General features: G+C 38.7%; 18 protein-coding genes. 7 read left to right on the forward strand and 11 right to left on the reverse strand.

The features are described 5' to 3' along the window. Positions 1–17 precede the first annotated feature (17 nt). From traJ to FH779_RS05540, 5 genes are read right to left on the reverse strand one after another with little or no spacing between them, the layout of a single operon-like run. Positions 18–1013, reverse strand: a complete 996-nt coding sequence (traJ, locus tag FH779_RS05520) for a conjugative transposon protein TraJ (protein WP_038330855.1) — start codon at positions 1011–1013, stop codon at positions 18–20. A 3-nt stretch (positions 1014–1016) separates the two neighbouring features. Next, entirely contained in the window at positions 1017–1649 is a 633-nt protein-coding gene (locus FH779_RS05525; protein ID WP_038330858.1) for a DUF4141 domain-containing protein, read from the reverse strand. A 27-nt stretch (positions 1650–1676) separates the two neighbouring features. Further along, positions 1677–4178: a TraG family conjugative transposon ATPase gene (locus FH779_RS05530; protein ID WP_038330860.1), complete on the reverse strand. Its 2502-nt coding sequence runs from the start codon at positions 4176–4178 to the stop codon at positions 1677–1679. Further along, positions 4175–4504 (reverse strand): DUF4133 domain-containing protein, encoded by a 330-nt coding sequence (locus FH779_RS05535; protein ID WP_038330861.1) that lies wholly within the window; start codon positions 4502–4504, stop codon positions 4175–4177. The genes FH779_RS05530 and FH779_RS05535 overlap by 4 nt, the downstream gene beginning before the upstream one ends. A gap of 11 nt (positions 4505–4515) precedes the next feature. Then, complete coding sequence (locus FH779_RS05540; protein WP_038330864.1) at positions 4516–4821, reverse strand: DUF4134 domain-containing protein; 306 nt, start codon at positions 4819–4821, stop codon at positions 4516–4518. Positions 4822–5014: 193 nt separating this feature from the next. On the opposite strand from FH779_RS05540, the gene FH779_RS05545 reads away from it, so the two are divergent. Genes FH779_RS05545 through FH779_RS05555 form a run of 3 tightly spaced genes read left to right on the forward strand, consistent with a single transcriptional unit; the run spans position 5015 to position 9328 of the window. After that, positions 5015–5311, forward strand: a complete 297-nt coding sequence (locus tag FH779_RS05545) for a helix-turn-helix domain-containing protein (protein ID WP_038330866.1) — start codon at positions 5015–5017, stop codon at positions 5309–5311. Positions 5312–5333: 22 nt separating this feature from the next. Continuing rightward, positions 5334–7415: an ATP-dependent endonuclease gene (locus tag FH779_RS05550; RefSeq protein WP_180906349.1), complete on the forward strand. Its 2082-nt coding sequence runs from the start codon at positions 5334–5336 to the stop codon at positions 7413–7415. Next, positions 7397–9328 (forward strand): ATP-dependent helicase, encoded by a 1932-nt coding sequence (locus FH779_RS05555; RefSeq protein WP_038330870.1) that lies wholly within the window; start codon positions 7397–7399, stop codon positions 9326–9328. The genes FH779_RS05550 and FH779_RS05555 overlap by 19 nt, the downstream gene beginning before the upstream one ends. Positions 9329–9353: 25 nt before the next feature. Here the strand turns inward: FH779_RS05555 and FH779_RS05560 are convergent, their stop codons facing one another. The 3 genes from FH779_RS05560 to FH779_RS05570 are packed head-to-tail and all read right to left on the reverse strand — an operon-like array spanning position 9354 to position 11205. Further along, on the reverse strand, positions 9354–9989 hold the full coding sequence (locus FH779_RS05560; RefSeq protein ID WP_038330872.1) for a hypothetical protein: 636 nt from the start codon (positions 9987–9989) through the stop codon (positions 9354–9356). A gap of 5 nt (positions 9990–9994) precedes the next feature. Next, positions 9995–10432 carry a DUF3408 domain-containing protein gene (locus FH779_RS05565; protein WP_038330874.1) on the reverse strand — a complete coding sequence of 146 codons (438 nt, stop codon included), beginning with the start codon at positions 10430–10432 and terminating at the stop codon, positions 9995–9997. A gap of 5 nt (positions 10433–10437) precedes the next feature. Beyond that, positions 10438–11205, reverse strand: coding sequence for a ParA family protein (locus FH779_RS05570; protein WP_038330876.1), 768 nt, complete (start codon positions 11203–11205; stop codon positions 10438–10440). Positions 11206–11929: 724 nt separating this feature from the next. Here FH779_RS05570 and mobA point away from each other — a divergent pair. Then, positions 11930–12361, forward strand: coding sequence for a conjugal transfer protein MobA (gene mobA, locus FH779_RS05575; protein WP_038330878.1), 432 nt, complete (start codon positions 11930–11932; stop codon positions 12359–12361). A 5-nt stretch (positions 12362–12366) separates the two neighbouring features. Beyond that, entirely contained in the window at positions 12367–13644 is a 1278-nt protein-coding gene (gene mobB, locus FH779_RS05580; RefSeq protein ID WP_038330880.1) for a conjugal transfer protein MobB, read from the forward strand. A gap of 160 nt (positions 13645–13804) precedes the next feature. Here mobB and FH779_RS05585 read toward each other — a convergent pair whose 3' ends face one another. Beyond that, a complete protein-coding gene (locus FH779_RS05585; protein ID WP_065720163.1) occupies positions 13805–14956 on the reverse strand; it encodes an NAD(P)H:quinone oxidoreductase in 1152 nt (383 codons plus the stop codon). An 83-nt stretch (positions 14957–15039) separates the two neighbouring features. Here FH779_RS05585 and FH779_RS05590 point away from each other — a divergent pair, with 83 nt between their 5' ends. Both FH779_RS05590 and mobC read left to right on the forward strand, forming a co-directional pair. Continuing rightward, positions 15040–15819: a helix-turn-helix domain-containing protein gene (locus tag FH779_RS05590; RefSeq protein WP_038330885.1), complete on the forward strand. Its 780-nt coding sequence runs from the start codon at positions 15040–15042 to the stop codon at positions 15817–15819. A gap of 108 nt (positions 15820–15927) precedes the next feature. Continuing rightward, positions 15928–17925 carry a conjugal transfer protein MobC gene (gene mobC, locus FH779_RS05595; protein ID WP_038330888.1) on the forward strand — a complete coding sequence of 666 codons (1998 nt, stop codon included), beginning with the start codon at positions 15928–15930 and terminating at the stop codon, positions 17923–17925. Between the two features lie 55 nt (positions 17926–17980). Here the strand turns inward: mobC and FH779_RS05600 are convergent, their stop codons facing one another. Together FH779_RS05600 and FH779_RS05605 are read right to left on the reverse strand one after the other, a co-directional pair. After that, positions 17981–23437, reverse strand: a complete 5457-nt coding sequence (locus tag FH779_RS05600) for an N-6 DNA methylase (protein ID WP_038330890.1) — start codon at positions 23435–23437, stop codon at positions 17981–17983. Next, positions 23424–23861 (reverse strand): DUF1896 domain-containing protein, encoded by a 438-nt coding sequence (locus tag FH779_RS05605; RefSeq protein ID WP_038330892.1) that lies wholly within the window; start codon positions 23859–23861, stop codon positions 23424–23426. Before FH779_RS05605 ends, FH779_RS05600 begins: the two co-directional genes overlap by 14 nt. Between the last annotated feature and the right edge of the window lie 34 nt (positions 23862–23895).

The raw sequence follows: 23895 nt of genomic DNA on the forward strand, positions 1-23895 counted from the left end.
TAACTGATTTAATTATTTTATTTTCCCATTAATTTGCCACCGATATTCCCTGCCGCCGAACCAGCTCCTGCACCTGCAATATTTCCAGTTTTCATAGCCGCTTGGTTTACGTTGCGTGTAAAGTTTCCTGCACCTCCGGCTTGGATTACCCATCCTGTTACTGTTGGTATGGTGAAGTATCCGATAATGCCGATAATCATAAAAATGATGTACACGGTATTGCTGGTATCAGGTATATATGTTGGGTCTGCTAGCATAGCTATATCTCTTTCCAATATGAGAGATTGTATCCTTGCCAGCATAGAGCTGAAAAGATCCGAAACGGGAAGCCAGAGATATACACTGACATACCGTGTAATCCATTGTGTGAGCGTGGACTGAAAACCGTCCCATACGGAGATAGCAAAAGCAATTGGACCGAGAATGCTTAAAACAATCAGAAAGAACGTTCGGATAGTATCAATGACTAAAGCCGCAGCTTGGAAAAGTATTTCGAGTAGGTTACGAAACCAATCTTTGATGGCTTTTTCGATCTTGTAGGCTTGTCTGTCCATATACATGCCGGCTATTGTTCCAATATCGGATGGCGACCAGCCCAGTTCCTCCAGCTTTTTATCAAACTCTTCGTCCGATACCATATAGGCTGTTTCTGGGTTTCTGACCATTGCTTCATATTCCAATTGGTCTTTCTGCTGTTGTAGCTTGTTCAGATCAAGTACCTGGTCTTCGAGTATTTGATGGGTTCCGGTTACCACAGGACTTAATACCGCATTAATGGTTCCCAACACGATAGTTGGGAAAAACATAATGCAAAGTCCTAAAGCAAACGGACGAAGTAATGGGAACACATCAATAGGTTCGGCACGGCTTAAAGCCTGCCAAACCTTTAATGCTACATAGAACAAAGCTCCCAATCCTGCCAAACCTTTCGCAACCGCAGCCATATCGCCTGCAAGAGGCATCATATCATCGTAGAGCGAACGCAGAAGTTCGTGAAGATTATCCCATTCCATAATTTACCAGTATTTTTGGTTAGAAGTTCCGTACAGATCAAGCACTCTTTTAGCATCATTTTTCTTTTTTGCTCTCAGGTAACTTACTGATATGTTCTTATTGGTGTAATAGCGTACAAGGCTGTGGTATTCTTTTACTTCTTTGTACACCCGGTCAATAATATCCATACGCTCTTTGTCATTCAGTGAAAGACTTGATGCACTGATGATCTGCTTCAATTCCTTTAGAAGTTCAGTACTTTCATTCAGCAGTGCCGAATACCCGTTACCAATAGCTACTAACTCATTTGGTTTGAAATTCGGATCGTTCATCATCTTACCGAAATTGGTCACATACATTTCAGACACATCGCCCACTAGCAAAACTGTTTGCTGTACCTTACGAGCATCTTTCACAAGGTTGTTGATAGCTTGCAGTTTATCGTAATATTCCTTGCCTTGTTTGTACACTTTTTCAACCTCTTTGAAGTTCTTTACGACATTGCTCACAGTGGATGAAGTCTGTACGATTTCATTCGCTGAGTTGAGAATACCTGAAGCCAAATTTGCCGGGTCAGTTACTACAAATTGAGCCTTTGCGGACGGTGCTACGGCAAACATCATTGCCGTAAGCATCATTAAAAATATTTTTTTCATTGTCTTAAAATTTTTGATTGTTAATAACTATTGATTTAAGTTGTCACGCCTTTGCATAGCGATATGCTTAATGGCGAGTTCCACATTACCGTCCAATTCGGAAGCGAGTTGCATCACTTCCATTTTTTCGGTTTCTTCTGTCGTGTAAGCCAAATATTCCTCAAGGCTTACTTCCGTTGCGTACACTGCCGAGTGTGTTCCGCCCAATCCAATCCAAACTTCCTTGTACAAGCGACTGGCATCGTTGTTCATATTGATGGATAGTACCTGTGCTTTTTCTTTATCCGTGAGCCCAAGCATTGCTTGTATATCATCAAACTTGTTCATATACTTACGCTGGTCTAAGAGGATTTTACAATCGGAATTGTTGATGATACTCTCTTTTACAATAGGCGACTGGATAATATCATCGACTTCTTGGGTTACGACAATAGCTTCTCCGAAGAATTTTCTTACTGTTTTAAAAAGATACTTTATGTACTCAGCCATTCCTTCTTTTGCAATTGCCTTCCACGCTTCCTCAATCAAAATGAGCTTTCGGATACCTTTCAGTCTTCTCATCTTGTTGATAAAGACCTCCATAATGATGATGGTAACTATCGGAAAGAGGATTTTGTGATCTTTAATCGCATCAATCTCAAACACGATAAAGCGTTTGGATAACAAGTCTAACTGCTTGTCCGAGTTCAGCAGATAATCATACTCGCCACCTTTGTAATAAGGTTCTAAAACGTTGAGGAAATTTGCTATATCAAAGTCTTTTTCACGAACCTGTTTTTCTTCGAGTACCCTGCGGTAATCTCCTTTTACATATTCATAAAAGCCATTGAATGATGGGAAAATGCCCTCGTTTTTTATTCGGTCGATATAACCTGAAACGGCATTGGACAAGGCAACTTCCTCTGACCTTGTAGGCGGTTCATCGTCACGTTTCCAAAGCGTGAGTATCAAAGTTTTGATACTCTCACGCTTTTCAATGTCGAACACACCATCATCGGTGTAAAATGGATTAAAGGCAATCGGGTTATCTTCGGTATAAGTGAAGTAAACACCGTCTTCGCCCTTGGTTTTTCCCTTAATCAATTCACACAATCCTTGATAAGAATTTCCTGTATCTACCAGCAATACATGAGCACCTTGCTCGTAGTATTGCCTAACCATGTGGTTTGTAAAAAAAGATTTTCCCGAACCTGACGGACCAAGTATGAACTTGTTCCGGTTAGTGATAATCCCTCGTTTCATCGGCAAATCCGAAATATCTAAATGGATAGGTTTTCCTGTAAGCCTGTCAGCCATCTTGATACCAAATGGGGAAGGCGAATTGTGGTAGTTGGTTTCTTCGGTAAAGAAACATAAGGCAGGTTCTATGAATGTGTAAAAACTTTCCTCGCTCGGAAAATCACCTGCATTGCCTGGCATTCCAGCCCAATACAAGGTGGCTACATCCGTTGTATTGTGACGTGGCTTGCATTCCATCAATGCTAATGCACTACCGCAATCATTCTTTAGTTGTTTGAGTTCCGTGGGATCTTCCGACCAAGCCATAATATTAAAGTGTGAACGAACAGAAGAAAGTCCGAATGAATGTGCTTCGTTCAAGTATTTCTCAATCCACTCTTTGTTGATTTGGTTGGCACGGCTGTACCGAGCCAACGAGTGCATGTTACGGGCAGATTTCTCAAACTTTTGCAGGTTATCCTCGCTGTTATCCAAAAACAGGTATTGGTTATAGATATGGTTACAGCTAAGGAGCAATCCTACAGGTGCAGCGAACGATAATCGACAGTCGCTTCGGTCGGTAGAGAGTTTTTCAAACCGGGTATCAGCCGAAACGGTTGCAGGCAGGTCGTCCGTATCGGACAAGGTGTGCAAGGACAACCTTTTGTTTCCAATACGGACTTCTTCAGCACTGAGTGCGATGTCCTGCATTGCCGTTCCGTTTTCTCTTGACAGCGTTAAGTATTGCTCCAGCAATCCCTGTGTTTCGTCCGTACCAATGATGTCGTCTTCGGTCAAACGTCGCAGGCTTATAAATCCGCTATCGTTCACAATCCGCTCAAACTGAGCCACCGCTTCCATAAATCGGTGTATCGTTTCTTTATTGATTTCCTTTGGAATGAGTGTGCCTTTACAAAGCGAACTGAAATTGCTTTGCATACGCATTCTATTCTTAGTGGTCTTTGTCAGAAACAAATAGCAGTAATGGTTCAGGAATGGTCGTTCGTTGAAATGACGTTGGTAGGATTTTGACAGAAAGCTCTGGTCTTCCTGTACCAAATCGGGAGCGTAATTCTCTTTGATGTACCAATCCTGTTTGTGAATGACGGTAAAGTCTGGTAAGGTTTTGATTGCTTTGTGCCAAGCGGAATGAATAGCCTCGTATTCTGCCGATGCAACGGTAAATAGTTCCGGCAACCGTACTTCAAAACAGGCGGTAATATCTGCATCTTTAGAAAGAATGCAGTTGTTCTCTACTGCCAGCAAAGGAAATTTGTTTTCCAATGTGGCTGTCTTAGCTACATTTCTCATACGTTTTTGGATTTAGGAGTGAATATTAAATACCTGTGTACAGGCTTGCGGCAGATGATGTAACGGGGATGCCTTTTTATGGCTCCCAACTTCATTAGTCCGTGTTCACCATATTTCCTGTTCAGTAAAAAGGTCTGCCAGATGATAAGCGAAGTACCTCCGGTTCCGAGCAGTAGACAGATGTAAGAGTTTACACCTGCCATATACATTATCATCACGAAGATTAAGGTACCGAGCAATCCTCCAGCGAAGATGAACAGGTACTGTGCTTTCAGTCCCTTAAATTCCACCGTTCTTCCGATGCCCTTGTTGATATTGTAATTCATAAGGCAAAGGATTAAAGGAAGAATGAACGCAGAATGGTAGCTGCTACAATCAGGAAGATACAAGCACCGAACCAAGAAGCTGCCGTCTTGCTTGTGTCAGGATCTCCACTACTAAATTTGTTATACACCTTAACACCTCCGATGAGCCCTACAACTGCACCGATGGCATAGATGAGTTGAGTTGCAGGATCGAAATACGACGTTACCATTTGGGTTGCCTCATTAATACCAGCCGAACCATTTCCCTGTGCAAACGCACCAATTCCTGACAACATCGCTACAGTTGCCAGCAAAACTTTTTTTCTTTGTTTTTCCATAATTGAAACACATTAATTTGTTAAGTTCACCCGCACCATGCGGGCTTTCGGGACAAAGGTGTTTCGGAAAACGAGGCAGTCTAACAAATTGGCAGTCAGAGGAATTATTTGGCGGTTAATGGCTTTACAATATATACTTATCAGAAAAAAATACTTAAATTTGACTTATTTAGACAAGTCTTAAAAAAGCAAAATGGCATTTGGTAAACATATAAAAGAACTAAGAGAAGATAAAGGCTTATTTCTACGAGAAGTTGGAGCTGCATTAGAATTGGATAGTGCTTTTATCAGTAAGGTTGAAAATGAAGAAAGACCATTGCCAAGAAAACATATTGAAAGGCTTGCAGAATTTTATAAAATTCCGATTAATGAGTTATTGATACTATGGCTGTCGGATAAGATAATTGAGTTGCTGAAAAATGAGCCTGTAAGCAAACAGGTTTTAAAAATATCTCAAAAAAGATTAAAAAAAGAGGAGAATAAAAAATAATCAAATACTATAACCAGCTATTATGAAGATAAAAAAAATAGAAGTTGAAAACTTTCGATTGCTGAAGACTTTCTCTATGGACCTCGAAGATGAGCTTTCTCTCGTTATCGGAAAAAACAATACAGGAAAGACTTCCATTCTATCAGTTCTGGATAAATTTATAAATGAGAAAAGTAGATTTTCTTACGATGACTTTAATATTGATTTCAAAAACGAAATTGAAGGTTTAATTAAGTCGGGTGATGTTCCAGATGAATTTCTTTCCAAAGGCATTAAGCTAAAAGTTTATATTGAATATAATGATACTGATGATTTATCTAATGTCAGCAGAGTATTAATGGATTTAGACCCTGACAATAACAATATTGTTTTAGGTTTTGAATACACTGTAAGTTATGATGATTTTTTAAGAATAAAAGCTGATTATGCAGGCTTTGCAGCCAGTGAAAATGCAAAAAATGTTAAGAAGAAAGAATATAAACCAAGGGAGCTAAAATATTTTTTAAAGCAAAACTTAGAAGCTTATTTTAAAATTCATAAATTCTCTTTTGAATACGACACAGCAACAAACAAGATTACTGACACTAAACCAATTGACCTTATTAGTGAAAATATTAATTTAAAAGACATCATTAGTTTCAAGTACATAAGTGCAAGGAGAGATGTGACAAATAAGGAAAAGGAAAACACACTATCAAAACAAACCTCAAGCCTCTATAAGAAGAAAGAAGATAGTAGCGATAAAACTCAGGCTACAGAAGACTTTAAAGACCAGCTTTCAGAAACCGATAGTACATTAAGCGAGATCTACAAAGACCTATTTAAAGATGTGATAAAAAAAGTACAGGATTTTGGTGGCGTTAAGTTAAATGATACTGACATTGAAATTATTTCAACATTACAACACAGAGAATTACTTGAAGGAAATACTACAGTGGTTTACACTCACGATGACCATAAATTACCCGAGCACTATAATGGTTTAGGATATATGAACCTTATAAGTATGATTTTTGAAATTGAAATTTTAGTACAGGATTTCAAAAAGGATAAAGACAAAAAGCCAGCAGACATAAATCTACTTATCATAGAAGAACCTGAAGCTCATACCCATCCCCAAATGCAATACGTCTTTATAAAAAATATAAAAAAGCTACTTAAGGAGGGTGTTAAAAGAGATGATGGGATAAATAGACCATTGCAGTACATTATTACAACACATTCATCACACATTGTTGCAGATAGTGATTTCAATGATATAAAATATTTGAAAGCAATAGCAAAAAATGATGTGAATGCTAAAAATTTAAAGGATTTAGTGGCTCTATATGATAAAGACCCGAAACACTATCAATTCTTAAAACAATATCTTACAATTAGCAGAGCTGAAATCTTTTTTGCTGATAAGGCAGTCCTAATCGAAGGAGATACAGAAAGAATTTTGATACCGACTTTTATGCGAAAAGTAGACTTAGAAGAAGTTGTTCGTTTAGAAGCAGAAGGTAATGCAGATACATTCTTACCACTTCTGTCTCAAAATATTTCAATTATAGAAGTTGGTGCATATTCACACATATTTGAGAAGTTTATCGATTTCTTAGGTATCAAATCATTGATATTAACAGATATTGATGCTATTAAAGTGACAGGTAAAAATACCAAAGGCGATGATGTTTGGGGAGCTTGTCCTGTTAAAGAAGGCACCAAAACAAGTAATTCTGCAATTGGTCATTTCTTAAATGCTGTAACTTGGGAAGATTTAAAAGCTCTGCCTGTTGGAGGTAGAACAATTATTGTCGGGAGTTCTACAATTTGTATATGCTATCAGCAGGAAGAAAACACCTATCACGCAAGGAGTTTTGAAGATGCTTTTATACATCTGAATAGAGCATTTGTAAAAGAAAATAAAGATACTTTCCAAGGAATAAAAAACGCTTCTGATTTTGATGACGATGAGAAAAGCCCTTATGATTTAGCAGATAAGTGTGTTAAGAAGAAAACCCATTTCGCTTTAGATATATTGTATCATAGTGATGAAAACTTTAGTAATTGGAATATTCCGGCTTACATTAAAAATGGTTTGTTATGGCTGAAGGAAGATTAAATTTAGAACCGGAAGTACAGGAAATTTTTCAGTCAATTGATAACGGCAGGAATTTCCTATTAAGCGGCGGTGCAGGAAGTGGTAAAACATATTCATTAGTAAGTGTTATTCGTCAAGCAATAGCCGAAAATCCAACAGCTAAGGTTGCTTGTATGACATACACTAATGCAGCAGTTAAAGAAATTGAAGAAAGGGTAAACCATAAAAATCTTAATGTATCCACTATACACGATTTCTTATGGGATAGTATTAAACATTTTCAAAAAGAACTTAAAGAAGCTCTTATTTCCTTAGCGAACAATGACGAAGTAACCAAAATTTCTATTGAAGAAGTCAATCCTGTTCCAGATGATTATTATGCAGTTTTGCCTGATGGTGTACAGTACAAAGAGTTTGTTAGAATACGTGAAGGAATTATATCCCACGATGAATTACTTACAGTAGCCAACTATCTCTTTGAAAAATACCCCAAACTTAGCAGTATAGTAAAAGATAAATACAAATTCATTTTCATTGATGAATATCAGGATACAAATAAAGCTGTTGTAGAAACATTTCTTACACATTTCAAGAAAAGTGAAAGAAAGAATATCGTAGGTTTTTTTGGAGATGCTATGCAATCAATTTATGAAGATGGCATTGGTAACTTAGACGATTATAAAGGAGAAGATGCTGAAAAAGTAAACGAAATTCCAAAGAAGCAAAATAGAAGAAATCCCAAACTTATTATTGATTTGGCGAACAAACTTCGTACCGATGGTATAACTCAAGAGCCATCTGCCGACCCGAAAGCTCCTAATATGGCTGGTGGTGTAATAAAGCAAGGCACTGTTTTGTTTCTGCATTCCACTGATGGGAACATCAATAAGGTTGAAGAGTTTTTAGCAGCAAATTATGCTTGGGACTTCAATAATTCAAAGGAAACAAAAGAACTGAACCTTACTCACAATTTAATAGCAGGTAAGGCTGGTTTTAGAACCTTGATGGATATTTATGATAGAGACCACGTGTTAAGCTATAGAGATAGAATTAAGAAATACATTAAAGATAATAACGTAGCTAATGATTTTTCAGAAAATACATTTGGAGAAGTAATTGAAGTATTACAGCAAGGAAAAAGTGGCAGAGATTTAAACGCTGTTCGTCCAACAAATACAATGCAGATTTTTATTGATGGTAATGCCGAATTGTATAATTATGCCAAATCATTAAAGTTTCTTGAATTTTCCAAAATGTATGTTGACAAAGACCAATTACTTGATGATAAAAAGCAAGATGAAGATGATGAAAACAAGAAAGGTTCAAAAAGAGATAATCTTATAAAACACTTATTTAAAATTCAGAATAATATTTCTTTGTATCAAAATAAAAAGTACAATGAATTTTTAAGAGCCACAGATTATCATTTTAAAATAACAAATATTGCAAGCAAAAAAGCCTTAAAAGAAAATATTGAAAGCCTTGTGAATGTTGGAGATAATACGATTGAACAAGTTATTAATGACGCTAACGAAAAGAGAATTTGTTTGATTGATGATAAGCTGATTGCTTTTAAAGAGAACAAAGAGTATTTGTATAATCGAGTGAAGGATGTTAAGTTCAGTGAATTTCAAAAACTATATGAATACCTTGAAGGACAAACACCGTTTTCAACACAGCATAAAACCAAAGGTGCAGAATTTGACAATGTTTTAGTTATACTTGATAATGGCGGTTGGAATAATTATAATTTTGGTAATCTTTTCTTAGAAACAGGGTCAGCAACTGTATTGGATAGAACTCAAAAAATATTCTATGTTTGTTGTACAAGGGCTAAAGAAAATTTAGCGGTTTTCTTTCACAATCCAGATGCACAAGTTATTGCAAAAGCTAAAGAATGGTTTGGAGATGCTAATGTGATTGATATTGATTAAGGTTCATTCATAAAACATTGGGGAGTTAAACAAACTCCCCAATGTCAAAATCATTCAAATCACTTTTCCGCAAAGTGGAAGAACCGGCATCCGTTTCAGAAATGATTGTATTATCCAAAAGCTCCGCAATTTTTCTGGATGCACCGTCCATGGAATTTTCCAGTAGGCTGAATAATTCGGTTCCCTGTATTTTATGAACTATAGCTATCGCTGTTTCCTTTTGGGCTGTTTCCAATTTTTCTTTTTGGAGCAATACCCCCACGGAGCTTAGTTCTTCAAAAGTAACCCCTTGGGCTAAACCATTATTGCCACCGGATATTCCATACCTGTTCCATTCTTCTTCCTCTTCCTCAAAATCAGGCGTATTACTAAAAACCTCATCCAGTTCTTCCTGCGGAATTTGAATACCTAAGTTTTCATTCTCGTCGTATTCTATGTCTAAATTAGCAGGATTAAACTGTAGGTCCTCCATTTGGCGTTCAGTGGCGGTGTTTGGCACTAATTGGCATCTTATAGGTTTCGGTTGCCCCATTATATCTGGAAGATTAGGATTGACTTTTTCCTGTTTCGGCTTTTGCTCCGACCTCTTTTTGATAACAATCTTATCATGCAACAATAGCCCAATGACTATCAGCAGGCATATTACAATTAATGTTTCCATAATTATTAAATAGGTTTATACTTGTCGTTATAACTTTTGGTAATCTGTTCGCTAAATTCCTGAAAATGATAATCCAGTAAGTTGTCCAAATAAGCATAAATAGTAATCTTATCTTCGCCAATCACCTGTATGATGCGTGTCAATTTTTCATGAAATTCTGGTCTGATATAAACTGTTTTTCCGTCACGGGCATTGGTGTCTGATTTCTTAAAAAATGTATTTTCGTAATCTATTTCAGAAGTTCTCTTACTACGGCTCTTATCCTTGACAGCCTGTTTATCCTGTGATAGTTCCTTTGGCTTAACGACCACAGTTTCGGTTGCTTTTGGTTCAGGTTCCGGTGGAAGCTGTAACCCTTCTTTCTTTACACCGTCAACCATCAGGTTCATCATTAGCTCCTCGTCAATATCAGGAGTAATTTTTTTCTTATTATCTTTTTCCATAGGGATTATAATTGAATGATTTTTAAAAATTCGTTCATAAAAAGGTCTAGTTGGCAGGCGTTCATCAACCTTTCGTCCGGAGGCATCAGCGTTGAGCGAAAAATAGCTTTGCTGTTCACTTCGCTTTCTTTGCGAAAGCGTGTGCTGTTTTTTACTTGGCTTTGCATCAGGCTAAATCCCAAATCATTGATAAGGTTGTTATACACATCGTATAAAGGTGTGCTCTCCCTGCCATCAACCTGGTTCCAGAACAGGTTGATCGTTTTTATGGACGTTTCGCCTTTTTTCATAATCACGTCTTGCAAGAGCTGTGTGAAAACGAGCGTGCTTTCCATTACTACACGATCTGCCGTGATTGGCGTAAAAATGTGGTGCATTCCCGCCAATGCTTTCAGAATACCCGGCGTGTTTACCGTTCCCGGAAGGTCAAAAAATACAGCATCAATTGAAACCGGAGAAGCCTCAACAAATTCGTTGGCTGCTTCCAGTACGCTATCCGCTCTGTGCTGAATAATTTCGTACGCCTTTTTGTTGATGGTGGTAAACTGTTTATACGCCAGCTTTTTCAAAGCCTCGTTTTCCATTACCATTTTCAAATCACGCTCTTTCATTTTCAACAGGCTATGCTGTGGAAAATCTGCATCAAATACAGCTACATTGTAGCCCAAACGATAATGCAGGATGCTTGCCGCAAGTGTTGTAAACGTACTCTTACCTACGCCACCTTTTTGAGAAGAAAAGGCGATAAAAACTGTTTTGTGTTTTGCATTCATCTCTTTAACTTTTTTTTAATTATTTATATACTCATTTACCTATTTGCGTAGGTGCCTATGTTTGCAGTCTGCTACCTATTTATCTCTGCATATAGATATGTTACTCAATACAGATATATTTAGGCAGGTATCTATACACCTAAACACATACCTCTGTAGGTGTGCAGGTAAGTAAGTTTGTATCGAAAAACCTATTTACTGATGTGCCTGCATCTCTACATGTAGAATTACACAGATAGGTATCTGAACATGTACTTTCCTATGTACTTGTTTTTTTATCTATCTACCTCGATAGTTATATACTTAGGTTGTTACGTGCATAACTATTTATGCACTTATATCCTTTTGTTGGTACAAATAAAAAGAGATAAATAAGCAGTTCTTTCAATGTGGCATTGTTTGGCGTTCAAAGGCATTGTTTGGCACTGTATCACAGTACAATGCTTTCAAAAACAGGTCTTTACTTTGTATAATGATTTTTATTAACGGATTTATGCAAAATCGAATGGACAAAATGGAGTTTAACAGCCACGGCATCGAGCCGTTTTTCCCTGTTAAAATCAATCCGTCCCGCAGGGCGGATTTTTGTGTTCAACAGAACACGGCAAGTTGTGTTTTGAGGCACTCGAAACCGAGTTCGTGCCTCAAAACAACTTGCCCTGCTGGGAGCTGAAAAACACTCTCCGAAGTCGAGGTTTTGTACGGATTAAAAAATGGATTAGTGATGAACGAGAGCAATAATAACAAACGAAATAAGGGCGGTCGTAAGCCAAAGCTTGACCCAAGTACCCACCGTCACGTTTTTCGTCTTACGGACGAAGAAAACGCCAAATTTTTATCGCTTTTTGAAGGATCAGGAATGCCCAACAAAGCAAAATTTATCATTACACAACTGTTCGGAAACAAAATGAAGTCCGTTCAGATTGACAAAGGAACGGTTGATTTCTATATGCGGTTGACTTCGTTTCACAGTCAGTTTCGTTCTATTGGTGTCAATTATAACCAGATTGTAAAGCTATTGTACAAGAGCTTTTCGGAGAAAAAAGCATCGGCATACCTGTATAAATTAGAAAAGCAGACGACAGAAATGGTTGAGCTGTTTAAAAAAGTGCTGGAAATAACCGAGGAATTTGACAAGAAATACCTCAAAAAATAACAGAAATGATAGCAAAAATCGGTAGAAGTGCAAATTTGTACGGTGCGTTGGCATATAATAATCTAAAAGTAGAGAAAGAAAACGGACAAATCTTGTTTACAAATAAGATTATTGAAACGGCAAGCGGGCAATATTCCGTTGCGCAATTGGCACAATCTTTTGCTCCTTATCTTCTGGCAAATCAAAAAACTGAGAAACATACTTTGCATATTTCACTCAATCCCGACCCGAAAGATAATGTTAGTGATGATAAATATCGGGAAATAGCACAACAGTATATGCGGGAGCTGGGTTATGAAGAACAGCCTTTTGTGGTATTCAAGCACACTGATATTGACCGAAGCCATATTCATATTGTATCGGTTTGTGTTGATGAACAAGGCAAAAAGATTTCGGACAAATTCGAGAAAATGCGGTCTATGAACCTGTGCCGTGAACTGGAGCAGAAACATGGATTGATACCCGCAACCGATAAAGAGCGTAACCAAAATGACAATGTTTTCCTCCCGATAGATTATAAGGCAGGCGACGTAAAGAGCCAAATCGCTTCGGTTGTTCGTCACCTGCCAAACTATTACCAGTACCAGACTTTGGGCGAATACAATGCCCTGCTATCCCTGTTCAATATTACCACCGAAAAAGTGGAGGGCGAACTACACAAAAAGATGCGGCAGGGTTTACTGTACATCCCCTTAAATGAAAATGGCGAAAAAGCCGGGCATCCGTTCAAGGCTTCCCTGTTCGGAAAGAGCGCAGGGCTTCCGGCTTTGGAATTGCATTTTGCGAAATGCAAAACGGCTTTGAAAGACCACCCAGGCAAGCAGACCCTAAAAGCTGCCGTTACCGTTGCCCTGAAAACCACGAGCGACGAGCAGGCTTTTAAAAAGCAGCTAATTGAACAGGGCATTAACGTGGTGGTACGACAGAACGATACAGGTCGTATTTATGGTATCACATTCATAGACCATAATTCCAAAGCAGTTTGGAACGGTTCACGTTTAGACAAGGAGCTTTCTGCCAATGTCTTTAATGATTACTGGAATAATAATATCAAACCGGATATAAAAGAAGCTGCTGTACCAATCCCCAAACTATCCACATCAAATGATGCGGATCTTCCTGCGGAAGAACCACACCATTTGTTCGACTTCTTAACTACGGAAAAACACGAAGATGGTTTGATTGAAGCATTGGGCGGTTTGCTACCCGAAGCCCAGGGCGAGGATTATGAGGAACAGGATTTTGCTAACAAGATGAAGAAGAAAAGGAAGAAAAAAATGTAATTCTTCCTTTTATAGTTCACTAAAAATATATTGGATTCGTTCTTTAACATTACGCTGACCTTTCTGAAAGACAGTATATTGCAACATAGTGAATGAAAGAATGGTAATCAGAATTATTTTTCTCATTATCAATAATTATCTATCTGCGTATAACAGCTATCTACTCAACTTCAAAAATTGCCTGAATAGATACAGAAGAACCAACTGGTAAGGAATATGCCCCCGATGTATTTCGTGTATGCTTTCCCTTTTCTCCGAATATTTCCACTGTCAGGTCAGAAGCTGCATTCATCAACATAGCGTGCTGCGTATATGTTTCAGGAGTATTAAAAACGCCAATCAATTGCACACATTTTTTTACTTTGTTCAAATCGCCTCCCACTGCCTCTTTCAAAATTGCAATAATGTTGAGCATAGTAACTTTGGTCGCTTCTTCTACTTGTTGTTCAGTAACATCAATACCGACTTTTCCAGGATATAAAATCTTTCCGTCTTTAAGTGAAACCTGATTGATAAATACTAAATTCCCGGAACGCGAAAAAAGCTCGTAGTTTCCTACAGGTTTTGGTAATTCAGGTAAAACAATATTTTTCTGTTTCAATACCTCGTTGATATCCACTGTGTATGCAGATTTAGTTTCGATTGACTTTTGTTTGAAAGTTCCTTTTAATGCCGTGGAAACTTTAGCAAAATTTTCTCCCTGTAATTTGGCAAGATAACGTTCGCTTTTGCTTGGTCTTGTCACATCTTTTAAGGAAGCCAGACTAGTTGTACCTAACACCGAGTTCCCTTGCGGTATATTTTTTTCTATGTTTTCATATCCACGAATACCATTTGATACCAGTATCATACCGTGTACTGCCAGACTATTCCAGAAAGATTGCAATGCCAGTTCTTTTCCGGCTCCGCTTCCTGCAGACATAAAAACAGTTGCAGGCATACCTTCTAATTCGTGTTTTGTCCAGACATCTACCGTTTTTGATAAAAATTCGCTCATTGCCGTACTGATATTCCCGAAGTACACAGGCGAGCCAAAAGCTATGCCATCGTAGGAACTTAATTCATCAACGTTGGCTACGGGAATGTCTTTCAACTTGACATTATCTGATGCTTTCACCAACTTTATAGTAGCATTAGCATCGCTATTTTTCTCAATTCCTTCGGTAATGTTCTTTGCCAGTTCATAAGTGCCGCCATTATCAGAATGGATAAGCACCAGTATGTTTGTTTTCTTATTTTGAGCCATAGCAGTAGTGTTGATTGATAATAAAAAGGAGAGCGTGAAAACTAAAAATGAGATTGTTTTATTCATTGCACAGGAAATTTTTCTAATAATATTGCAAAATTAAATATTTCGTTTTTATTAGCTTTGCCAAAAAGTATATTTAAAACGCAATGCTAAAATGTGGTCTTAAGGAAACAACTCCTGGCAATTATTCAGATGATGTTATAAGCGATGCTTATATATGGCAGCAACAAAACTGGAAACACGATGATTACGAGCATTCTCACGCACGTTATCAGCTATCCTATGTTACAGAGGGTTTTCAGTATTTTTACATAGAGAATAAGGTTTATTTTGTACCTCAAAATCACGCAATATGGATACCGTCAAATATAAAACACCGCATATCATCATCAGCAGAAACCGTTAATCTGACAGTATTGCTCTTTAAGTATATTCCGCAAAATCAATTTTACAATTCCGTAAAGATTTTCCGTGTTCCTATTGTCTTACACGAAATGCTCAATTATGCAACTAAGTGGAATAAACAACTTATTGAAGATGATAATCAGAAAGTCTTTTTATTAGCCATTTTGCAAAACCTTCCAGATTTTTATCAGAAAAATAATGCTTTGGAAATCCCTGTACCTTCAGACGAGCGACTAATTCCGATTTGCAGTCATATCAATGAAAATTTCAGATATGAGTTTAAAGTCGAAGATTATGTAGAAATTGCGAATATGTCGGTACGCAATTTACAACGTATCTTTAAAAATGAAACGGGGATAACCATACAGAAATATATACAGCTTACCCGTATTTTGAAGAGTATTGAACTAATTGATACTAAAAAATATACCCTTACAGAAGTAGCATTCAAAGTAGGATACAAGAGTTTGTCCGCATTCCTTACTTCCTATAAATCATTAATGAAATCCGCTCCTAAATAAATACACTGATTAAGCCAAATACCGCCACGTACTGCCTTAGACTACCACAATCTTATAACTATTCCGCACAGACTTTAAATTCACGCCCGAACATTAAAACTCAAAATAATGCAGGGAGAGGACGATTTAAGAGGCTTAGCCAAGATAATGGCTTTTATGCGGGCAGTCAGTATTCTATTGGTACTGATGCACCTTTATTGGTTCTGCTACGGGTTCTTTTTAGAACGTGGCTGGACACTGGAAGTAATCAACAAGATTTTAGGCAATTTCGACAGAACGGCGGGTTTGTTCTCACATACCCTATATACCAAAGCCTTTGCTTTGGTATTGCTCGCTTTAAGCTGTTTAGGCACTAAGGGCGTAAAGAATGAGAAGATAACCTGGACTAAAATTTACGTGACTTTGGGTATCGGTTTCGTGCTGTTTTTCCTGAACACACCATTGCTAAAGCTATCCCCGGCAGTAGGCACGTTCCTGTATATCCTGACTATATCGTTAGGCTATATCGCTTTGCTGATGGCGGGTGTATGGATGAGCAGACTATTAAAGAACAACCTGATGGACGACGTTTTCAATAATGAAAACGAGAGCTTCCAACAGGAAACAAAGCTGATGGAAAACGAATATTCCGTCAATCTACCCACAAAGTTCTTTTACAAAAACAAATGGAACAACGGTTGGATTAACATCGTGAACCCTTTTCGAGCCTCGATTGTGTTGGGCACACCAGGTTCGGGCAAGAGCTATGCAATTGTAAACAACTACATCAAGCAGCAGATAGAGAAAGGGTTTAGTATGTACATCTACGATTTCAAGTTCGACGACCTTTCTACTATTGCCTACAATCACTTACTGAAGCATCGGGATAAGTACGAAGTACAACCCAAATTCTACGTGATAAACTTCGACGACCCACGCAAGAGCCACCGTTGTAATCCACTCAATCCCGAATTTATGACGGACATATCGGATGCCTACGAAGCGGCATATACGATAATGCTAAATCTTAACAAGTCGTGGATTTTGAAGCAAGGGGATTTCTTCGTGGAAAGCCCAATTATATTGCTTGCAGCCATTATTTGGTATCTCAAAATCTACGAAAACGGGAAGTATTGCACTTTCCCGCACGCCATCGAATTGCTGAATAAAAAGTATTCGGACGTGTTCACGATTTTAACTTCCTATCCCGATTTAGAAAATTATTTGTCATCGTTTATGGACGCTTGGCAAAGTGGCGCACAAGACCAATTACAAGGTCAGATAGCATCGGCAAAAATTCCTTTATCAAGAATGATTAGCCCGCAACTGTACTGGGTTATGACGGGCGACGATTTTACGCTCGACATCAATAACCCGAAAGAACCAAAGATTTTGTGCGTAGGTAATAACCCCGACCGCCAAAATATTTATTCGGCAGCTTTGGGTTTGTACAACTCCCGGATCGTAAAATTAATCAACAAAAAAGGACAGTTAAAAAGCTCCGTCATCATCGACGAGCTGCCGACGATATATTTTAGAGGACTGGACAATCTCATCGCAACGGCGAGAAGTAATAAGGTGGCGGTATGCCTGGGTTTTCAGGACTTTTCGCAATTAACAAGAGATTACGGCGATAAGGAAAGCAAGGTTATTCAGAATACCGTCGGTAATGTTTTCAGTGGGCAGGTTGTAGGCGAAACGGCAAAGAGCCTTTCCGAACGCTTCGGTAAAGTGTTGCAGAAACGCCAGAGTATGACCATCAACCGAAATGATAAATCTACTTCTATTTCAACTCAGTTAGATAGTTTAATACCGGCATCTAAAATATCGACGCTAACACAAGGGATGTTTGTAGGAGCAATTTCAGACAATTTTGATGAACGTATTGAACAGAAAATATTTCACTGTGAAATCGTAGTAGATAATGACAAAGTAGCTTCCGAAACTAAAGCCTATCAAAAAATACCGCAGATTTTATCTTTCACAGATAAGAACGGTACAGATAATATGAAACAAGAGATTGAAAAAAACTATCGGCAGATAAAATCAGACGTAGTTCATATAATTGAAAGTGAATTGGAGCGAATTAAAAACGATCCAGATTTGCAGTATTTGGTGCAAGAGTGATAAAATAAAAGGAAGATGTTAGATCTCCCTTTTATTTTGCCCGTATACTATGTTACTAAAATATACTACGAGGTATATGAATACCTTTTGTCCGTATAATGCCTTCCTGAAATTTTGGAGTTTCTTTCTGCTTTTCCACTTGCTCCAGAGCATCTGCTTTTTTATCTGGCGAAAGGGATAATTGTATCTTCCGGTCAATACCTGCTAATTCGGTTTTGAGTTCGCTTAGTCGTTTTTCCTTTGCCCAGGTTCCGTTTACTACTTGCTGAAGTATAGGTATATCTTTTTGGAACTCTATGATATTCTCTTGCTCTTTTTTTATGTAAGTTGGCAGTTTTTCCAATGCCCTCAAAAAGTTCAATGATGCGGTTTCGGGTTCTTTTGCCATTACACCACTGTTGAAGGTATATTTGATATTTCCCTCGCCCTGAATAAAGAAACGGTTATGTTTTTCTACAAGACTGCTACTATCTTTTTGTGTGGCTTCGGTTTTAACCAAAAGCTGAAAACCGTAAAGATTTCCGATTTCTTCATAATCTCCACCTGTACGAGCTTTGTCCGCAAGCTCATTGAGTTTAGTTCCAATCTGTTTTGGGTTTGCATTAGCTGGTAGGTCGGCTAACTGAACAGCATTAATAATCGTACCGTCCTGCTTTTTCTGAATACGTCCTTGAAGGTTAGTCCAATCAAGGCTCATCCTGTCAAAGCGGGATTGAGCTTTACCCAGTTCTGCCGTAAAATCTTCCAGCTTGTATTTCGCACTTGATTTGGAACGGTTAAACGCCTGTTTTTCGCTTTCCAATCCAGCAATCTGTTTTTCTACTTTGGCTTTATCCAACAGGTCAGTATTTCCCGAAAGAATTGCTACATATTCTGAGAAATTCATTCCCGATTTTTCGTCCATACTGCCCTCATCAATAGTACGTTTACCGAGATTATTGGATTTTAATTGGTCGATAAATAACTGTTTATTGAACAACAGATTAAACTTATAACTATCTAGTGATTTTTCAACGGCATAGATAACTACATCTACTTTATTATCGGCAAAGAACTTGGCAATCTCATTGCCTTTGCGGATTGCTCGACCATCACGTTGGGCAAGGTCACTTGGTCGCCAAGGTGTGTCCAGATGATGAATGGCAACAGCTCTTTTCTGTGCATTGACACCTGTACCGAGCATACTTGTTGAGCCGAATAACACACGGATTTTGCCCTCATTCATTCCTTTAATCAGTTCCTTACGTTGGTTGTCCGTTTTTGCTTCCTGTATAAAGCGTACTTCGTTTGCAGGTATACCGTGGTCTTCCACGAGTTTGCGTCTAATTTCGGAATACACATTCCATTCATTAGGCTTATACGTTCCCAAATCCGAGAACACGAACTGCGTTCCTTTCTGTGCGTTGAATTTGTTGTAATATTTGGCAATATTACCTGCACAATGTGAAGCCTTGCTATCGGGATGGTCTTTGTAAGCTCCGCTTACCATTTGCATATCTAATGACATCTTACGGGCATAGTCCGTAGCAATCAGCATCTTTGCTTTTTCTTCTGTTGGAGATAAGGGCGGTCTTCCCAACAAGACTGCATTTCCTGTTTTGGCAAATTCCATCAGTTTTTTAATAAATACATCCTGGTCGGGAGTTGGTGGAATGTTATACAGGATTTCATTTTTTACAGGTCGGTCGATACCAATATCCTTTGCAGTACGGTAATCCGTAATTTCCGAGTAAAACTGTGCAAGCTCGGGTACTTTGATAAAGTATCGAAAACGTTCTTTCGCCACAATATTGTTGGCAACCGAAAACTCATAGTCAGTCGTTTTTCGGGCATAGATTGCTGCCCACGCATCAAAACAGTTAATACCTTGTTTTTCCAATGCCCGTGGTCGCAGGTATTTAAAGAGCAGGTACAATTCCGTCAATGAATTGCTGATAGTTGTACCCGAAAGAAAGGTTGCACCCATATCTGCATCGGTACGCTCCTGTATGGTTCTGATTGCAAACAGCAGGTTTAACGCTTTTTGGCTACCGTCCACGTTACCCAATCCAGCTACACGGCTGTGACGGGTGTTAAACATCAGGTTTTTAAACTGATGGCTCTCGTCGATAAATAAATGGTCTATGCCCATCATTTTAAAATCGACAATATCATCTTTGCGATTTTCAATATCGTGCTGTAAAGTCTTTAGCTTTACTTCGAGGTTTTCTTTCCGTTTAATGGACCCGGCAAGCATACCTCTTGTTACTTCAGCTCCCTGCGACTGCATCGCATCGAGGTTTCGCTCCACATTATCCAATTCTATTTCGAGGATTTCCTTTTGAATTTCTGGCGATTGCGGTATCATACCGAATTGGTCGTGTGTTAAAATCACACAGTCCCAATCGTTGTTTTTAATATCTCCGAAAATTCGCAGGCGTTTTTGCGGTGTAAAATCTTCTTTGCCCGGAAAGAGGATTTTAGCGTGTGGATAGGCAGTGCGATAGGCTTCGGCGATTTCGTGCACATTACTTTTCAGCCCGATTATCATTGGTTTATGAGCAAGTCCCAAACGCTTCATTTCCTGTGCTGCCGTACACATTATCAATGTTTTTCCTGCACCTACTTCGTGATCGCAGATAGCACCGTTATTGAGTTTAATCATCAATACGGCATCTTTTTGACTTCCGTACAGGTCTTCAATGCCCAATGCTTTACGGTCTAATCCCGGAAACTCCTGATGGCTTCCATCATAGTTTGGGCGAACAAAACAATTAAACTTATCATTGTATTGGTCGGTTAGCCTTTTTTTAAACTCATTGCTCTGTGCGTGTAACCAATCGGTAAAAGCGGTACGTATTTCGTCAATTTTAGTGTTTGCCATCTGTATGGCTTCCATATCCTTTACTTTGACTTCCTTGCCGTCTATTTCGACTTTTTTGGTGATATCGGGCGTCGTATTGACAAGAGCGTGTTTGAGCAGAGCAACGCCATCAAACGTCCTGCTTTCAGCCTTTACCGCATATTTTACCCATATATTTTGATTGCCCCGATTACAGATTACGGAAAAATTATCGGAACTGTCGGAATAATGGATATTCACTTCCGCATCGAACAGGTGCGAAGCAAATTTGGCATAAATACCTGTGGGTATCCAGCGTTCACCAAGGTTAAAGTCCAGTTCCTCAAATTCGATACGTCTTGGTCGGGCTTCTTCCAATACCATAAGGCTGTGCTTTGCTTCGGTATTTTCGGGATTGCTTTCTACATATTCTATTATTTCCTGTGCTTTTTCTACCACGTTACCGGCTATCCAGCGTTCGGAAATTTCGTATTCACTTTGCAGGGGATTATAAAAAATACGACCGTGCAGAGCATCTTTCAAGGCATCTGCAGACATACTGCTGATTTCGGACATATAGTCCAAATCAACACTTCCGTATTTATTCAATGAGGATGCTAATGCTTCTTCGGGATTATCGGTTGCTAATGTTGTCGTGGAAAAACTTACAGGATGGCTGAAAATATCCGCTTTATGGATAACACTCCCTTTTACACGCTCCAAATAAGGGATTTCTTTTCCGGCACTATCCGTCTTAATCAGCTTGATATTATCGGCGCTGTTCAGACTACCGTACCTTTTTACAAAAGCATCGTACAGTTGGTTTAAATTTTCTCTTTCTGCCTTATGTTCGGTTTGTAGTTCCGCTTCTTTATTGTAAAGCTGTTGGTAAATATCACGTACTCCGATATACGCTTCGGCTCTTGCTTTCTGTAAAGAAGGTAATTGCAATGGGTAGAACATTGCAGTTTTATCCACTTTATCTACTTCCTGTAAATGACCTACCCAACCATTATCAACCACAAGGCAATCGTTACGATGGAACGATTGCAATTCGCCACTATACGGAGCAGGCTTAGGAATGGCTGCAAGAACAGGTACGGAAATAGCTGGTTTATCAGCCTGGTCATTTCCGTTAGACTGCGAAAATAAATCGCGAATAATTTCCTGTTTTGTTCCGTTGGGTGGAACGGTTCTATTGACCGAGCCATTGGAAACTGAAGGCGTATAAGGTTGCTGCATTGCTGAACTGAACAGGTCGATTTGGCGACCAATGTTAGCCCGTTGTTTTTTGGTAGTTTGCTTTTTAGATTTCGTTGCTTTCTTTGGTGGAGTTAAAACCGCTATGTTTTCATCATCATTTTCAAACAGGTCGAAAATGCTTAACTGTTTTAATTCCTGCGGACTTTCCAGTATGATGGCTGATTGTGTTAAACGATGTTGTTCCGGCTGAATGATTTCACGCTCTTGAATTTCACGTTCAATAACTGGAGGTGTAACAATGGGCTGTGTCGGAATTTGAACAATAGGTTCATCATTCCGTTTTTCTTTGTACAAAGACAAGTTTAAATGCTTTCCAAAATCATCGGAAAGCATCTGTTCAAGGCTATTTGCAATGCCCTCAACACCCTTGTTGTGTGTATAGATTAAAGCAGGTTGCCCGTAAGGGTCGGTAGCTACTTTCCAATGTGTATGTACAATTTGTCCACTTTTATCTAACAAAGCATTGCTTGGCGTACCGTAGCCTGTTTTCGTACTTTGGCAAAATAAATCTTCTCTTTCGGTCAGATTTTGTTTTGCTGTATTCTTTTGGAGAATGATAAGATCACTGCCGACCTCAGTACCTGCATAATCAGTAAATAGATTATTGGGTAAGCGAATTACGGATACCAAATCGTTGTTTTCCATCAACGCTCTGCGTATAGGCTCGTTATTCGGACTGTTTAAAATCCCTTGTGAGGTAATAAAAGCCTGTAAACCGCCCTCACGGAGCATATCGTTACCTTTCAGAAAGAAATAATTGTGAATGCTTCGGGCAGCCTGAACTTTTGCACTCTCTTTACTACGAGAATACGAAAGGTCAAAAACAGAAGTATCGCCAAAAGGGATATTGCTGGCAACAACATCGTAACTGTTTTGTTCTTTTTCGGGTATTTCTTCAAAACCGCTTATACGGACAGTGCTTTCGGGATAAAGCTGTTTTAATATTTTTCCTGTGAGCACATCTTTTTCATAGGCTGTAACTTTGGTTTCGTTCCCTGCAAAGGATTCGACAAATGATCCGATACCTGCCGATGGTTCAAGGAACTTGTCAATGTGCAAACCCTTATCACGCATTGATTGCGAAATGGCATCTATCACCTGCGGTGGTGTATAAAAAGCGGTTAGTACCGAGCTTTTCATACTGTCCACGTACCTGCGGTATTGCTTTTCGTCTTGGGGATTTTCTTTTAGCAGTTGGTGGAGTTCCTGCACAATCGGGAAAAGGTTATGTTCGGTTTTTCTCCAATGGTTGATGTCTATATCATCCGCTATGGGGTTCAGCACGAATTTAAGACCGCCAAATCCGCTGTATTGCATCATTAGCAGTCTTTCGCCTACGGTGGCTTGACGGTTCTCCTTTTCCAGTTTAAAAGCAATTCGTAAGGCATCAATGTTTTGTTGGAGATGTTGCTTTTTACTGAAGCCCATTTTTCTCTATCCATATTGCAATGGTTCCAGTTACTTCGGTATAAAGAGCATCAAACTCATAGGTGTAAGCGAAATCATCAGTTAATTTATAGTTGGAGAAAACAGGCTCACAGACGGTGAACATTTTAAGAGCGAACGGTCGTAGTTCTTCGTCTGCCATTAGGGTATCAAACTCATTGCATACGACTTGGAAAACCGTATCGAATTTGGAGAAATGCAGATTTTCAAACAGGATATAATTGGCAATCTCGTTGCATTGCTCAACTACGTTTCCCGAACGGAAAGCCACCTCATAAGCATTGGCAGCCCACGATGAACGTTGGTCGATAAACTTTTGGTCGTGTGCCTTTTCAGGGAAGCTGCTGTTTAATAATTCTTGCAGTCGTAACCTGAAATACGATAGGTCTTTTTGCTGTGTACTCATACTATAATTTTGTTTAGAATTTTGCTTGAAGCCT

Source organism: Empedobacter falsenii, assembly GCF_013488205.1.
GTDB lineage: Bacteria > Bacteroidota > Bacteroidia > Flavobacteriales > Weeksellaceae > Empedobacter > Empedobacter falsenii_C.